Here is a 15,254-nt window from a genome sequence, read left to right on the forward strand (position 1 = left end):
CGCACTTGCCTTAACAGATTTACTCTGTTCTGGTCTTATGGTCGCTCTACAGACTGACACCGCAAGCCCTGCGGCCAAAATGTTTTTACTGGCGTTAATATCTCGGTCATGGTGAGTCCCACAGTCTGGACAATCCCACTCTCGAATATTTAACGGCATTTTCTCAGCAATATACCCACAATTACTACACCTTTTAGAGCTAGAAAACCATCTATCTATTTCGATGTAATTTCTCCCATACCAAAGGCATTTATAGGCTAATTGACGAGTGATTTCTCCCCAACTAACGTCAGATATTGCCTGAGATAATTTCGGGTTTTTGACCATATTCTTGACGGCTAAATTCTCAACCACAATCGTTTGGTTTTCACGAACTAATTGAGTGGTTAGCTTATGTAAATGGTCTTTTCTGCTATCGGTGATTTGAGACTGAATCTTAGCTACTTTGATTCTTGCTTTTTCCCGATTTTTTGACCCTTTCTGTGTTCGAGAATGAACAATTACCGTCGCCTCATAAACAAATTGTAGACAACGCCAATCAGCACCAAAACCAAAAGCAGGTGGATTAAGCTGCCGCCAATGTTAACGGAGAATCCTAACAACCAGAGGATGAAAAGTATAACAACGGCAGTCCAAACGAGATCAAACATATTTCCCTCCTTGATTTAGAGAAAAGTAATGAAAATTCAGTCATCAATCCTTAATTGAGTATATCTTGAACCGTATCTTTTACGTCTTCTACTGCATTGCGAACTTGGCTTTCGACTTGTTTAGCTTTTCCAGCAACTTGATCTTGGCGGTTGCCAGTAGCTTTACCTATCGCTTCTTGAGCTTTGCCTTCAATGTTCTTTGTGACTGCTTTTGCCCGCCCTTTTAACTTCATCTGGTCTTTTATATCTTCTGCTGCGTTACGAGCCTGACTTTCGACTTGCTTGGCTTTTCCCATCATCTGATCTTTGGGATCGCCTGTCATGTTGCCAATCGCTTCTTGAGCTTTGCCTTCAATATTTTTCGTAACTGCCTTGGCTCGATTCATGCTTGCGATTTGAGTCTGCGATTGGGTGGGTAAAGTTGCAGCCCAACTATTTGTAGTTCCAAAATCAAAAGCTATAGTAATTGCCAGCATTATAGTTAAAATAATGGTGACAAAAAAGCGACGAATCTGTTGAAGTGACATCATTTTAACTCCAAAAAAGAATTTGATGAATCGATGATACATGGATGATGAACAACTACTGTCTAGACCCTTTCGAGAAAGATTTTTCTAGTCTTTGACGGCGTAAGTTTACCGAGGGAGAGATCTTCGACTTCTTTGAGAAGCTAGATATCTGGTAATATTGGGTTTATTTACGCCGCCTTGTCCTAGTGTTTCACCTGTCTCGAAAGAAGCCATTTTTTGAGGAAGAGTTCCGATGAAATCTGGGTTTCAATCATTTGTCTGAATGGCGGTTGCCGTGACAAATGACCTACTAATCAATAATTTTTTTGACTTCATCTTTCACATCTTCGATAGTGTGACGAACTTTTGCCTCTGCCTGTTTTTCCTTGCCCTCTGCTTGAGCTTTGGGATCGCCAGTCAGATCTCCTACTGCTTCTTGAACTTTACCTTCGATATTTTTGGCGGTTGCCTCGGTTCTATCTTTTAAGCTCATGATGCTCTCCTTATTGAATTTTTTGGATTTGAGAACTGCTTACCTAAGTTGAGCTAACAATTCTGCTTCTGGTATTACTGTAACGGGTGGTTGTTTGATTTACTGTATGAATTGATTGAGTCTGTATGAATTGCTTGAATACGACACAAAATGTAACGATACCGTTTCTGCAAGCATAGAAATTACGCATTGACAAAAAGGCTTAAATGTGGGTGGTCTAATTTTGTTAGTCTTAGATACAATTTCTCTCTCGACTCTTGACAAAACCCTCTCCGATTTGATTTCCTGACACAAGGGCATCTCTTATAACAGAACAACTGATGAGAAACATTACGAAGCCAACAACTGCTCAATGTAATCTGGCTATTTACACCCTATTTTTGCTCTGGGAACCTAAATATATAAGCTGTGTTCGTTTGGCTCAAATTATGGGCAATTTATCTCATGACAGTGTCAATCGTTTCTTGTGGCGAGAGAACTATACACTCAAGGATTTGTTTGATGAAGTGGCTCCTCAAATCGAACTTGAAGGAGGAACAATCAGTACAGACGACATGGTAATTGACAAGCCTTATAGTCACCCAGCTAAAGCTGAGTTAATCGATTACTTTTACTGGTGGTAAACACAAAAAAGTAGTCAAAGGTATTAACGTAGTTACCTGATATTATACCGATTGTAAAGGAAGGTCAGTTCCCGTTAATTATTGAATCGTTAATAAACAGGAGGGTCAGACAAAACATGAATATTTCTTAGAAATGTTGGACGAAGTAAAAGCTTGGGGATTGAAACCAGAGACAGTCACAGGAGATAGTTGGTATGCTGCCAAAGAAACCATGAATACCCTTAAAGACAAGGGCTTTCGGGGTTTGTTTGCTCCTCATGTGAATCGGTTAGTCTCGGTTGAACTAGGAACTAAATAGGGTTGGCGGCAAAAAGTTTGTTGGTGGGGTTAGGAGTCGGTCGCCGGTCGTCAGTAGCCGGTCGTCGGGAGTTTCAGGCTTTGTTGCCCTCTTTTTTTTGTACCAGTTTATGTACTAAAAGAAGGATAATGCAAGGTTTTTGAAGGTCTTAATCCTATATTCGCAGCACTAATACCAATTCTCCAAAGTCTGACTACAGAAGTTTAATCACCCTAAATCCCCCTTAAAAAGGGTGACTTAAATTCGATGTGTAGTTTTCATTTAGAGAAATGGTATAACATCGGATTTTAACAGGTCAAAAGCCTTATTTTAAAAGGGTTTTACCATTATTCAGCAAACCCGAGTTAGAATTTCTCCGATTTAAAGCGGAAATTGTTAATTGGTATTCCTGACAAAGGGAGTTATTTACTGAGGTCATCCGCTCTTTTATTGTCAATAATTTAGCATCCAACTTCCTTGACCTCAATAACTTGGAAGCCATAGTCTGAAGTTCAAAGGCATACTACGGAAATTCTGTCAATGCGTAAGTCCTAAAGCAATGATTAGACAAGGGGCTTAAGCCCCTTGTCTTCAAGGTTAGTTACAGTTGCTATCTTCTGTTTACTTCTTTTTAGCTGGAGCTGCTCGCGCAACTTGGGAGCATCTCATTTATGCAAGTGAGTAATTATGCTTGTCGCTAAAACTTGCTTCTGGTAAGGCTTTCAAAATAGCTTGACATAAAACTTAATTTAGGAGTTACAAAGGTGAGATGCTCACCGCAACTTTTGCGGCGTTGTCAGATTAGAATATGAAAGATGCAATGCAATCCTTGCTACCCTTCGACTTGGCTCAGGGCAAGTCAAAGTAATTTCAGTTCCAAGCTGATTCGGAGCATCTTTCAATTTGACAACGCCACTTTTGCTTTAACTTTGACACTATTGACACCCTTGATTTGTTTTGCCAAGGGGTCAATTTTGTCGAGTTGCTCTTGAGTTTCTACGGTTCCAGAGACGACTACCGCTCCATCTTTAGCAGAAACTGTAAGTTGCCCTTTCGGGATGTTGGCTTCTAGCTTAGAGCGAACTTCACTGGAAAGGTCACTGTTGGCGCGATCCGCATCTCCTCCAGTTAGATTGTTGCGTTGCTCACGAGCGCGAATATCAGAATTGAGTTGATTTCGGCGCACTTGACTAGACGCATCGCTTTGGTTCTTTTGGACTGTTTTAGTATCAGGAACTTGCCCCGTTTCCTCTGTGGAAGAAGGGGCGTTGGTGCTAGTTTTAGCGTTGTTCTCACAAGCCACAGTTCCAATCAGTAGAAGGCTGCTGAGGATTAAAGTTGTGATCTTTTTCATGATGCAAATCCTTTAATAATTTCCGATTTTACAAACGAGAAGCAGGAGGATCGACATAGCCTTCAATTGCTAGGGCATTGTAAATTTCCCACTCGCGAATCCCTCGGCGCTTTAGAATTGTTTCAGCCTGAAGGATGTCAGCATCTGTACCGTCCACGATCAACAGGTAGTCTCCACGAACCACATAATCGTGATAGACTCGTGCCCGATCTTCTGGAATTCCTAGACCAATTAGACCACCTACCAAACCTCCGGTAGCCGTCCCGATTGCACCGCCAGCTAACGTGGTAGCGATCGCAGTTGCAGCCGCCCCTGCCAACATGACGGGGCCCACTCCAGGAATTGCCAATATGCCCAACCCAACCAGCAAGCCTGTCAGTCCTCCGATGGCTCCGCCTGCCGCTGCCCCAGTCTTTGCTCCTTCGTCAATATGAGTTGTTTTTGTTTCGGCAAGCTCTTGAACTCGTGTCTCACCAATCCGGTTGCTCTGCTCCAGTCGTTCAGGCTCTTTGGCAATGATTGATACCTCATTCATGGCAAATCCGTCATCTCGTAATCCATTCAGTGCCTTCTCTGCCTCTTGATGGCTAGAGAAGATTCCCACGGCTCGTTTACGGTTAGTTAAAGTCATTTTTCCCTCCAACGCTATGCGGTAAAAGCTTTGTAAATCCTATAGTATGGCGAACTATAGCGATTGAATTTCCTGATGCGAGTTGATAATTCTGCTCTTGGCATTACTGTAACAGGCGGTTGTTTGATTTGATGCGTGAATTGATTGAGTCTGTATGAATTGCTTGAATACGAGACAAAATGTAACGGACGATGCACGAGTTAAACTCCATCGACTTTACCCGTCAGACGCTCATCAAACTTCTGCTCATAATCGGGGTCTTGAGTTCCGAGGAGTTTGTCCCAGAACGTGAAATATAGACCGTAATGTACGGTGTACTTGCGATGATGAATGGAATGATGGGCCGGACCAATAAACCACCGACCCAACCAATGATGGGGAAATGAGGAGGGCAAGCGATCGATCCCAAGATGATTTAACACTGCCCAGATCGTCATCGTGGTGAGTGCCGCAATTAACGTGATGAAATGCAGGGGAAGGACAAAGACAATGCCGACCAGGAAGAGAGACTGAACGATCGCCTCTAGTGGGTCAAAGGCAAACGAAGTCCACGGGGTAGGATAGCGCGAGCGATGATGTCCCTGGTGTAACCACCGAAAGAGTGACGGGTGGTGAAACAAGCGATGGGTGAAATAGAAATAGGCATCCTGGAGAACCAACACAGCGCCATAACTAACCCCTAAATAACACAGCCCATACTGTTGAGGGTGGCTGTATAAGCGGGTAATGCCCCAACTGTATCCTGTCATGATGAAAGCCGCCGCCAGCGCAAACACCCCCGCCGAAAGAACCGAGAGCGTGATATCTTGTTGAATCGATCGCCAAGAGGGAGACCAATGCCGCAGGTTGTGATTGACAAAGGACTGACTCAAGGGCGAATAGAAGAACAAATAGGTTCCCCCAGCCACGAGAAAGTATCGCGCCAGGATGATCCCAAAGAAAGCGAACCCGTAAAATCCAAATGAGTGGTCTATCAATTTAATCTCCTTGCCATTCCCGATCTTCCAAGTCCTTTTGAGGTAACAGCAACGTGGCTTCAATTTCTTGCCGGATTGCGGCTGTTATTTCGCAGTTACTATTCAAACAATCGATCAGGAGTTGATTGGCCTCATAGTAGCGTTGGAGCAGCTGCTGTTGCTCAGTCGTAAACTGCCAGGGATGATGAATATTGCGATAATTGGCGATCGCACACCGCAACTGTTCCACCCAGGCAGAATAGTTTTTCTGCCACCATTCCTGAAGCCGTTCCAGGTTTTGACTCGGAGGTGGCAGTTGGTCTCTCAATTGTTGCAAAGACTTATAAAATCCAGCATCCAGAACCATCACCAGAATGTTGTTGAGTGCCTCGCTACAAGCATTGACATAGGCAAAATCCTGACTGTGGTCGATGGCAAACTCTACCAGCAAGTTCTCCAACGCCGCATCTAAAAACATCCCCTGATCGAGCGTGCTGGCTAAGGCAAAGCGATCTGCCGTATGCGGGCTTTGGGCAAGGGCAAGGTAAAATGCGCGTGCGGTCGCCACTTTGGTTTCGTCTGGGAGCTGCTGGGATTTTTGGCTGGCCCAACTCAAAAACTCTTGCAGATAGGAGTCTTGCGCGACTAAGGCATCAATTTGTTGCTTCATCAACTGCACCAGCGCATCTGCACTTCGCAACATGGCAGCCGTTAACAAGAAGACTTCGCGCCAGTGGGAATCGGTGATGTGACTCACCAACCCTCCCAGTGCTTGTTCTAATGCCTGCAAATTATGGCTGGCAACTATTTTTCGAGCCGTGAAGTATTCTTGAAATGCCAGATAAGAAAATGAAAAAATGCCTCGCGCCCTTTCTGTGAGGATTCCATGCTGTGCCTCGATCGCTTTCAGCATGGCTTCGCTTTCGAGTTGGAGTTCCTCTGCTTCCAGGGTTGCACCTGGCAAATTCCGCAAATAGTCGCCAATGTATTGCTCAATCGTGCGTTGCTCAAAAAAATACTGCCCCTGTTCAAAAGTCACTGCTGCAAGCTGGCTCAACAGCCTCAATTTTTGGGGCAATAAAAACCCCCGGTAAACCTGATCGCGTTCGACTCCTCTCGCTTTATCCCATTTACCCAGCAGCAAATCCAGCCCTTGTTTATAAAACTCAGCCCGCTTGCTCGGAAATTTCCCTTGACCCTGAAACACCCAGCAGGCGAGATGCAGAAACAGAGGTGTCACCACCAGTTGCCGAAATTGCCAGTTTTCTGGCAAGTCCAACTTCTGCATAAACTCAGCCGACTGCTCCTGCCCCGCTTGAGCAGTCGTTTTGCTCAGTGCCACAAACCACTTTTGCGCGAAGGTGCTGATTTGTGCCTGGGTAAAGGGGGCAATTTCTACATCAGTGAAACCTCGAATCTGGAGTTTTTGGGCAGCGGTGCGACAGGTTACTACAAATCGATTGCGATGATACTTTTCTGAGAATTGACGAATTTCTCTCAGAACTGCTGTAATGTCCTGGGTGAGCACTTCATCCATGCCATCGAGCAACAGCAGGACTCTGCCCGCTTGCAGTAAGGTTTCCAGCACAGACGGGTTGGAAATTCCCGAGGTGAGCAATGCCTGACGGATGTAGTTGAACAGGCTAAATTCACCCCTGGGACTGGACTCCTCGGCAAATTCTCTCAATAAGATAAAAATCGGCACTTGATTCGCCGCAAACTCGCCTTGGTTGCACTGAATCGCCAGATGTTGCAAAAAGGTAGTTTTGCCAACCCCCGGCCTGCCCAAAACTCTAAGCTTTGAGTAAGTTTCAACAGCCTGCATTCCGGGTATTTGCTTCTGCTCAACCTCTCCCAAACCGACGCGATCGAATTCAGCAGGACCCAAGTTTTGCAAATCGGCAATCTCCACCCACTGTTGACTGGCAATTTCCGCCAAAATATTGACATCCACATAGATGTCATCAATGTTGACTGGATGGCTGATGTCTAGTAACTGCAAGATGCCGCACTGGTTTTGGATGGTGTCCCGGCGTTGCGCTCGCACCTCTTGCACCAGAGCATCAATATTAGTTTTCGCCAGTTCTCCTGGTTCAGGAAATTCTGCGGGCGGAGCGAGGGCAATCTCCCGCCAATCCAAATCCAGAATCGAACAAATTTCCAGGAAAACCTGGCGATCAACGGGTTTTCCTGTGAAAAACCGCCAAATCGGCTGGCGGGTCTTTAAGTTCACTTCCCCTGCTAGATTTTCCTGAGTCCACCCCTTGAGCGCAAAGGCTCGTTTAGCCTGTTTAATTCCCGAAGGGGAGGCCTGGAGCGATCTCTTGACCATACAATCCAATCCTCCCTATCGAGTCAGAATGATTTCTGGTTGGGACGACCAGAAACTTCTATGGGATCGTAGCCTAGTTGTTGAGTAATCCGTTCTCTGGCTAAGGCGCGGTACTCCCAAAAATGTTCTCCCGCCGCGCACAGACCTAAATACAGATTGAGAACTTGGGGCTTTTTTTGCCAAATCGTCCATAATTGCCGCCAAAACTGTCCCCGAATGTCCCCTCGGCGGATACCCTGATGCCAGATTAACTGGGTAATCAGCCGTAACCCCTTCCCCACGGGAAATTGCATGGTTTGCTTGTGTTTTGACTGCAAACCCAGACCGAGACATTGTTGGAAACAGCGTCGGAGATAGTGGCTGGGTTCGTACAGCGTCCAGAAGCCTTCGACATACTCTCTGGCAATTTCGGCAATCGGGCGGGTGGGGATAAAATTCATCAAGCTATTCTGATCTCCCGTCGGATGGATGCTGTCACCCTCAACTAAACGCTGTTCTTGCTGGAGACGATGCCAAAGAGCCGTATTCGGCAAAGATTGGAGAATTCCTAACATGGGCTGAGGAATACTGGTTTCTTCCACAAAGGCTTGAATCCTTTCCCCCGCACCAGAGCGCTCTCCATCAAACCCCAAGATAAATCCAGCATAGATTAGCAAACCGGCTGCATTAATCTTGCGACAGGCTTCCACCAGTGGATTGCGAGTATTTTGCAGTTTGCGCGTCACTTGCAGACTATCTTGGTCAGGAGTTTCAATCCCCAGAAAGACAGAATAAAACCCCGCCTCAGCCATCAGGCTTAACAATTCATCATCCTCTGCCAAATTGACCGAGGCTTCAGTAATAAAGGTGAAGGGATAGTCGTGCTGCTTCATCCAGGGAATCAAGTCTCTGAGAAAGCGTTTGACGTTGCGCTGATTGCCAATAAAGTTGTCATCGACGATGAACAACGAACCGCGCCAGCCTAGGTCGTAGAGAGTCTGCAACTCTGCTAAAGTCTGACTCGGCTCTTTAGTACGAGGTTTGCGCCCGTAGAGGGAAATAATGTCGCAAAATTCGCAGTTAAAAGGACAGCCGCGAGAGAATTGCACTGCCATCATTAAGTAATCGTCTCGCTGAAGCAGGTCGAAGCGGGGGATGGGGCTGAGGGTCACGTCTGGTTTGTCCCCAGAGCGGAAAATTCCCTGGCTTTGACCTTGAGCGATCGCCTCCAAAAACAGGGGAACGGTTAACTCTCCCTCATCCAAAATGAGATAGTTCGCTCCAGAATCCAGGGCATCCTGGGGGACAGAGGTGGGGTAGGGACCGCCAACGGCGACTTTTTTGCCTAACTGCACGGCTTTTTGAATCAGAGCTTGAAAATCTGGCTTCTGGACCAACATGGCAGAGAGGATAACCAACTCACACCACTCCCAATCGGCTTCTGTTTCAGGATTGACGTTGCGATCATAAAATCGAATCTCCCAGTTTTGGGGGAGGAGGGCGGCGACAGTAATGATGCCGAGGGGTGGAATGGTGGCTTTCAGTCCCGCGATTTCCATAAAGCGATCGTAAGACCAGAAAGACTGGGGAAACTTAGGGTAGAGTAACAGGGCTTTCATCGAAAAACTGGGTCTGAAACCCCGCCCTTTAGCGATAGCGGAGGGCGGCTTTACATAAGTTAGTGAGAAACAATTAAACCGTTAGAACGACGAATTAACTGAATCTTACTAACAGTTATCTGTCCCAATCGTTGACCATTGGCATCGCTTACAGATAGCTGTTTTTCGGTATCTCCACTAACATAACCAATTCCTTTGGGAGAAGAAATTAAATCTCCTTTATGGAACCCATGTCTTGTGGTAGAGCCACCATATTTACGTCGTTTACCACCTTACAAATATGTCTGCTTCTTCATTGGAGGGGAATATACCGATGATCGAGTGAATATTTGTCATGAATTTCCTGTTTTTAGTACATAATTAGATTATATCCAACATTCCGCAGGTCAGATTCCACTTCATAAATATCCCTCTTTGGGAGTATCTCATTTATGCAAGTGAGTAATTATATTTGTCCCTAAAACTGGTTTCTAGCAAGGCTTTCAAAATAGCTTGACATAAAACCTGATTTAGGGGTTACAGACGAATCAAATTATCTCAAACCCAGTCAACGCTTCGACATTTTGTCGGAAAGCGATTAAGGCATGATTAGCTTGATACTCGACGAGACCAGAGAAGATCGCCTCCGAGACTTCCTGCGAGACAACGGTTTTGATCTCAATATTGGTGTTATAACCGACCATATCTCCCTGGCGGTTGCCGTGGCGACCTGCGCCCTGGGCTTGCGAGAGGGTATAGCCAGTTACGCCTAACTCTTGCAGCAGCTTGATCATGCGGTCTTGCAAGACGGTTTCACCAATGATGACAACCAGTACAGCCAGTTTAATGGGTAGGGATGAGGATGACATGGGCAACTCCTAAAATGGGTTTTTCAAAGACAATGTTATTGACATCCTCACCACGCTACTTTTTTAGGATGGTCGCGTCAATGGGGTTGACGCAGATAGCGAAAAACGCTTAATTGCTTAAGTCTGACTCTTTCGACCCGTCCGTTTTGAGTGTCCGAATGCCGGACGGCCACTTTGAACAAGTCGAAAAAATCTCATCTTCAACCTTATTTCCTAGAAAGTTTTACTCGTTCAAGGCCGAATTTGAAGTCTTTTCTGAACGAAACCCCCTACTATCTGTGGTCAGGGTTCAGTTTTTAGCTTGGTTATCGCTTTTTCCATTGTAGCTTAAAGCCGTCCTCAAAGGACGGGGTTTTCAACCCAAATTTTCGATAATAGAATACCTGACTGGGGTACGCTCAAGAGATGGCGATCGCCTCTGTTGTCGGTATCAAAATATTCTCGGAAATCGGCTTGGCATCGGGTAAGTAGTCCATAAAAAGCCTCATCTGATTCATTTGTACCGGACCAAAAATAGTGGCAAAAGAAACATCGGCGGCATCTCGTCCTGTGCCAACGCGAATTAGCCCGCTCTGAGGCACAAGGCGGGTAGGATCGAAAAGATACCAGCGATCCCCTAGATAAGCCTCAAACCAGGCATGAAAATCGGGGGGATTTAAACCATAGGCGTAGCCGGAAACAAAGCGTGCTGGAATATTCAAGGCCCGACAAAAAGCAATGCCTAAATGGGCAAAATCACGACAAACGCCTACCCTTTCTATCGCTGTATCGCAAGCAGAAGTTAAAGAATCACTGCTACCAGAGAGATACAAAACATTGTCATAAATCCAGTTACAGATAGCTGTCACCCTAGAATAACCAGGGACTAAATGGCCAAATTCAGCCGCGACAAAGCGCAATAATCGATCTGACTGACAGTAACGACTCGGATAAAGATAGTACAAGATATCGAGGGGTAAATCGGCTGGCTTTACTTCAAAAATCGTACTGGGGTCTGAATAATAAGGAGATAAGCCAACGGTTGCTCGATAGGAAATTTGCAAATTGCCAGGAGGGGCATTGAGTCGAAAGTATCGATTTCCACTGACAGAAGTGATGTATTCCTCAATCGACCGTTGAGAGTTAGAATGGAGGTCTTCCTGAACAATAATCTGATGGTTGTTGCTGACAATAGCAACATTAAGAATTAGAGTGCTTGCTTGCTCAATGCTGTAGGTTAATTCACAGCCAAGCTCATACTTTAGCATATCGTTTTTCCCTGTCCTTTCAATACGAGCAGATGCTGGAGCCGAAGCCGATTGTAACGCTGCACCCACAAACAAGGCAGGTTGAAAGCTGTTCCCACGGCGAGGTTTACCAGCACACCCCAGCCAGGAGTCCAGAGCATCGTCACTAACCAAAACAGCCAGATGGCGATGTGAACGTATTCCGCGCGACGGGTTTCAGCCAAAAAACGGGACATTACGGCACAGTCCCCACCGCCAACGGATGTTTTGCGAAAACCTCCTGGGAAGAAATCCCCTGCTTCTGGCAACCGATCCTTCCATCGCTTGATCCGCAGTACCCGATTGTACCATTGTCTATCTTCCCCCCAGATTCGTGGCCGGGTCAGGCAGGTGTCCGTTTCTAGGAATTTCAGGGGAAGTCGATGACCGACAAAACCGATCAAAAGCGACCAGACTGTCCAACCGACCACACACAGCCCGACAATTACCCCATCCGGTAACTGTAGTATAGATAATCTCATTCATTCACCTTGCCATCGGGTACTTATCCTTCGTCCTTTCCATTCGATTTGACCACGTTCGAGATTCAGAATTGCCAGCAGGAACACTGCAATGAAGAAGGCAACCGGAATGGGGAAGAAAAAGACGATTGCTCCGAATGAACCCACTGGCCATACAATTATGGCTAACTGTATGGCGAAGGCAAGATAAAGCAGTACGTTATATAGTAAGGATGAATTCCCGACAATCGGCCAGCCAAATAGGGATGCGGGCAGACACCAAGCCGCCCAGAACAACCCTGAAAGCCAGAACACAACCGCCAGCATCCGCAGCCAAGAGACTTCCCCTGCTGCCGTTGCAAAGTTTTTGTCGAAACCAACAACCAGGTCCCGCAGCCCGCCGGGGTACATCCGATAGTCCAGTTGGCCATGACCAATGTATGCACTCACTGGCAGTCCCGCACTCTCATAAATATGAGCCATGAACCAGTCTTCTACAACATATCCTGCCACAGCGTCGTGGCCGCCGACCCGCTTATAGTCATCCTTGCTGGTACTTTTCTGTGGTTCCGGCAGCAGCCTCTGCATCTAGTCTAGCGGCGATCGCTTCCAAGGTTGCTTTTTCAGCCTCTTCCATCATCGCCATTGCTAACAAGATCGCTGTAGCTGCATAGTCTTCAGCTTTATCTGCCCGATGTTCGAGCTTCTTGACTTCGCGACTCGCTCTCCATTCCTCGATATTCGACTCTACCTCAGATTCTTTTTCCTCAAATTGAGTTTTGAGTCTTGCTCTGTACTCATCAAATTCTTGTTTCTTAGCGTCTAGCTGTGCCTTCGCTTCGTCGAGTTTCGATTGAATCTCAGCTTGAGTTTTTTTCATCGCGGATTGAATGCTTTCCTTAAGGGATTTTGCTCTGTTTTCAACCGCTTCTAAATTGTCGTGGAGTTGTTTGGTGAAGTTGTCAATTCTAGTACTCATGATGCTTCCTCTTGCTGATTTCAGAATAATGTAGGCAAACCTGTGGCAATGAATTTGAGCTAAACATCGCAGCTTGGTTGCGAGTCGGAGTTTTTTGGCTTGCAAGCCAAGCCACAACGATTATTAGCTAATACGTCCCCTCAGAAATAAGTTGTAGACAATGCCAATCAGCACCAAAACCAAAAGCAGGTGAATTAAGCTGCCCCCAACGTGAACTGAGAAGCCTAACAACCAGAGAATGAAAAGTATAACAACGGCAGTCCAAACGAGATCAAACATAATTCCCTCTTTCCTTTAGATAAAAGTAATGAAAATTGATTCGGAGTAAAAGATTTCAAAATATCTTTAATTAAAGATATTTTGAACCGCATCTTTTACATCTTCTACTACATTGCGACCTTGGCTTTCGGCTTGCTTAGCTTTTCCAGCAACTTGATCGTTGCGATTACCAGTAGCCTTACCTATTGTCTCTTGAGCTTTGCCTTCAATGTTTTTTATTACTGCTTTTGTTCTCCCTTTTAACTTCATCTTGTCTTTGATATCTTCGGCTGTATTACGAGCCTGACTTTCGACCTGCTTGGCTTTTCCCATCATCTGATCTTTGGGATCACCTGTTATGTTGCCGATCGCTTCTTGAGCTTTGCCTTCAATATCCTTTGTCATTGCCTCGACTCGATTCATGGTTGCGATTTGGTTGGGTAAAGTTGCAGCCCAACTATTTGTAGTTCCAAAGTCAAAAGCGATGATAATTGTCAGCATTATAGTTAAAATCATGGTGACAACAAAGCGACGAATCTGTTGAAATGAAATCATTTTTTTAAACTCCAAAAAAAATTGATTGGTTAATAATCTGCTTAGACATTAGCTAGTCTTTATGGTTTCTTGATTGGCAAAATAGGGATGATTGTGTACTTTATTAACTAAGTCTTGGTACTTACCATGACGGTAACAAATATCAATTAGATGAAACCTTTGTAGATCAAGAGTTCTGTATTGCAGTAAATCCTGATATTCTACTTCCATATCTCCACAGAGAGTCTCAAATTCACTGTCAGTATAAGCATCCTTAATTTGCTTCCGTAATTGTTCTTTTGTTACAGTATTATTTGGGGTTGGTGTTCTTTGTTGGTTTGGTGGTTTTTTTGAAAATTCTGGGTTTATAGCAATTACGAAATTTTCGGATGCTAATTTTATAAATGGATGTTGAGTTGTTCTCTATTTTTCACGCTTTGAATAGCAATAACAACCTGATCTGTCAAAGCTTCTAACATTTGTTTATCTCTTTCGTCAAATGCTCCCTTGCGGTAGCTTTCTAGGTTGATGACACCCACTAGACGATCTTGATCCACTATGGGAACACATAGCTCCGAATTCGATGGTTCATCGTAACGTTTGTAGCGATTGCCCTTGTCCTTAGTAACATCGTTCACTAAAACGGTTTCTCGATGTTGAGCCACCCATCCCGTAATGCCCTCTCCGAGTTTCGTGCGAATCGAAGAAGCCCCTGGTGCATTCGCTGGATGCCAAACCTCCATAACTAATTCTTGGCTTACGGAATCAAAAAACAGAAGTTTCTGACCCCCTATCCGCCCGAATACTCCGACCCCGTTTAACTCCTCCTTCCACGGCGTTCAAACAACCGTTCGACATCAAATCTTTTTTAATAGGCCATTATTGCCGTCTCTAAATCTCCAAAGTTAGTCAGAATATACCAAGGCTCTTTTGTTTGAAAACCCCCATAGGTTTTTTTCCACTTACCCGCTAAGTTAAACTCGCCAAATCCCTTCTCTTTTGTAATATTAACATCATTTTAAAATAGTTTAGTTCTTGGACTTAAACCTAAGGCTCTCATCTCTTGATAAATTCCTTCTTTTGTCTTGACATTTGTACTTTTTTTTGTCTTAAATAAAAGTATAAACTCTGCTCCCAAAGCCACTTTCCAAGACTGACCGAGCAAAATTCTCTATCTCCTAACACCACTATTTTATGACCTGATAGCACTGTCAATATTTTCCCCAATACTCGCTGCTGTTCTTCGAGATTACTACTTCCTTTTTTATCCAATATCTCCCAATCGATTGGGATGGCTCCCCTGTCATAAATTAGACTCACGATCAAGATATTAATTGCTCCCCAACTCGTTCGGTCTATGGCAATATATACTAATCCTTTTATTGTGAATCTCTCCTGCTGTTTTAACATCTCTTTTAAGCAGAGAAACCAGATTTTTTCAATATTCAGAATTTCCAGCTTTAAAAATCTTTTTAGTTTTTTTCTC

Annotated in this window: 18 protein-coding genes and 4 pseudogenes; 2 read left to right on the forward strand and 20 right to left on the reverse strand. The window is 44.9% G+C overall.

Annotation, left to right across the window (positions count from 1 at the left end):
- From PN470_RS09210 to PN470_RS09225, 4 genes and pseudogenes are all read right to left on the reverse strand, one after another.
- Window positions 1-492 (reverse strand): annotated as a pseudogene (locus PN470_RS09210) (RNA-guided endonuclease TnpB family protein); the annotation flags it as partial.
- Between the two features lie 8 nt (window positions 493-500).
- The gene (locus PN470_RS09215; protein ID WP_149973564.1) at window positions 501-650 is read right to left on the reverse strand and encodes a lmo0937 family membrane protein; all 150 of its coding nucleotides are present in this window, start codon (window positions 648-650) and stop codon (window positions 501-503) included.
- A 50-nt stretch (window positions 651-700) separates the two neighbouring features.
- Entirely contained in the window at window positions 701-1,177 is a 477-nt protein-coding gene (locus tag PN470_RS09220; RefSeq protein WP_002803199.1) for a CsbD family protein, read from the reverse strand.
- 292 nt (window positions 1,178-1,469) lie between these two features.
- Window positions 1,470-1,652: a CsbD family protein gene (locus PN470_RS09225; protein ID WP_002752242.1), complete on the reverse strand. Its 183-nt coding sequence runs from the start codon at window positions 1,650-1,652 to the stop codon at window positions 1,470-1,472.
- A 320-nt stretch (window positions 1,653-1,972) separates the two neighbouring features.
- On the opposite strand from PN470_RS09225, the gene PN470_RS09230 reads away from it, so the two are divergent.
- Entirely contained in the window at window positions 1,973-2,275 is a 303-nt protein-coding gene (locus PN470_RS09230) for a hypothetical protein (RefSeq protein ID WP_272104366.1), read from the forward strand.
- A 133-nt stretch (window positions 2,276-2,408) separates the two neighbouring features.
- Complete coding sequence (locus PN470_RS09235) at window positions 2,409-2,573, forward strand: hypothetical protein (RefSeq protein WP_002752244.1); 165 nt, start codon at window positions 2,409-2,411, stop codon at window positions 2,571-2,573.
- Window positions 2,574-3,450: 877 nt separating this feature from the next.
- On the opposite strand, the gene PN470_RS09240 is transcribed toward PN470_RS09235, so the two are convergent.
- The 16 genes and pseudogenes from PN470_RS09240 to PN470_RS09310 form a co-directional block, all read right to left on the reverse strand.
- Window positions 3,451-3,906 (reverse strand): BON domain-containing protein, encoded by a 456-nt coding sequence (locus PN470_RS09240; RefSeq protein ID WP_079208650.1) that lies wholly within the window; start codon window positions 3,904-3,906, stop codon window positions 3,451-3,453.
- Window positions 3,907-3,934: 28 nt separating this feature from the next.
- Window positions 3,935-4,537 (reverse strand): signal transduction histidine kinase (STHK), LytS, encoded by a 603-nt coding sequence (locus PN470_RS09245; protein ID WP_103112462.1) that lies wholly within the window; start codon window positions 4,535-4,537, stop codon window positions 3,935-3,937.
- Window positions 4,538-4,737: 200 nt separating this feature from the next.
- Window positions 4,738-5,427 carry a sterol desaturase family protein gene (locus tag PN470_RS09250; protein WP_253881200.1) on the reverse strand — a complete coding sequence of 230 codons (690 nt, stop codon included), beginning with the start codon at window positions 5,425-5,427 and terminating at the stop codon, window positions 4,738-4,740.
- 88 nt (window positions 5,428-5,515) lie between these two features.
- Window positions 5,516-7,825: an NACHT domain-containing protein gene (locus PN470_RS09255; RefSeq protein WP_272104369.1), complete on the reverse strand. Its 2,310-nt coding sequence runs from the start codon at window positions 7,823-7,825 to the stop codon at window positions 5,516-5,518.
- Between the two features lie 23 nt (window positions 7,826-7,848).
- Window positions 7,849-9,423 (reverse strand): B12-binding domain-containing radical SAM protein, encoded by a 1,575-nt coding sequence (locus PN470_RS09260; protein ID WP_271939320.1) that lies wholly within the window; start codon window positions 9,421-9,423, stop codon window positions 7,849-7,851.
- Window positions 9,424-9,482: 59 nt separating this feature from the next.
- Window positions 9,483-9,695: pseudogene (locus tag PN470_RS22140) on the reverse strand (hypothetical protein); the annotation flags it as partial.
- A gap of 255 nt (window positions 9,696-9,950) precedes the next feature.
- A complete protein-coding gene (locus tag PN470_RS09265; protein WP_008206554.1) occupies window positions 9,951-10,271 on the reverse strand; it encodes a P-II family nitrogen regulator in 321 nt (106 codons plus the stop codon).
- Window positions 10,272-10,669: 398 nt separating this feature from the next.
- Complete coding sequence (locus PN470_RS09270; RefSeq protein ID WP_008206552.1) at window positions 10,670-11,518, reverse strand: transglutaminase-like domain-containing protein; 849 nt, start codon at window positions 11,516-11,518, stop codon at window positions 10,670-10,672.
- Complete coding sequence (locus PN470_RS09275) at window positions 11,512-12,018, reverse strand: hypothetical protein (protein ID WP_016515449.1); 507 nt, start codon at window positions 12,016-12,018, stop codon at window positions 11,512-11,514. Before PN470_RS09275 ends, PN470_RS09270 begins: the two co-directional genes overlap by 7 nt.
- Window positions 12,019-12,564 (reverse strand): annotated as a pseudogene (locus PN470_RS09280) (glycosyltransferase family 2 protein); the annotation flags it as partial.
- Window positions 12,539-12,976: a hypothetical protein gene (locus PN470_RS09285; RefSeq protein WP_103112466.1), complete on the reverse strand. Its 438-nt coding sequence runs from the start codon at window positions 12,974-12,976 to the stop codon at window positions 12,539-12,541. The pseudogene PN470_RS09280 and the gene PN470_RS09285, both read right to left, overlap by 26 nt.
- Before the next feature lie 123 nt (window positions 12,977-13,099).
- Complete coding sequence (locus PN470_RS09290) at window positions 13,100-13,255, reverse strand: lmo0937 family membrane protein (protein ID WP_016515444.1); 156 nt, start codon at window positions 13,253-13,255, stop codon at window positions 13,100-13,102.
- A 66-nt stretch (window positions 13,256-13,321) separates the two neighbouring features.
- Window positions 13,322-13,789, reverse strand: coding sequence for a CsbD family protein (locus PN470_RS09295; RefSeq protein WP_272104371.1), 468 nt, complete (start codon window positions 13,787-13,789; stop codon window positions 13,322-13,324).
- Between the two features lie 48 nt (window positions 13,790-13,837).
- Window positions 13,838-14,170, reverse strand: a complete 333-nt coding sequence (locus PN470_RS22145; protein ID WP_334310432.1) for a hypothetical protein — start codon at window positions 14,168-14,170, stop codon at window positions 13,838-13,840.
- Entirely contained in the window at window positions 14,167-14,511 is a 345-nt protein-coding gene (locus PN470_RS09305) for a GAF domain-containing protein (RefSeq protein WP_334310431.1), read from the reverse strand. The genes PN470_RS22145 and PN470_RS09305 overlap by 4 nt, the downstream gene beginning before the upstream one ends.
- A 313-nt stretch (window positions 14,512-14,824) precedes the next feature.
- A pseudogene (locus PN470_RS09310) lies at window positions 14,825-15,254 on the reverse strand (IS4 family transposase); the annotation flags it as partial.

The sequence above is a fragment of the Microcystis sp. CS-574 genome (genome assembly GCF_028329095.1).
Classification (GTDB): domain Bacteria; phylum Cyanobacteriota; class Cyanobacteriia; order Cyanobacteriales; family Microcystaceae; genus Microcystis; species Microcystis ichthyoblabe_A.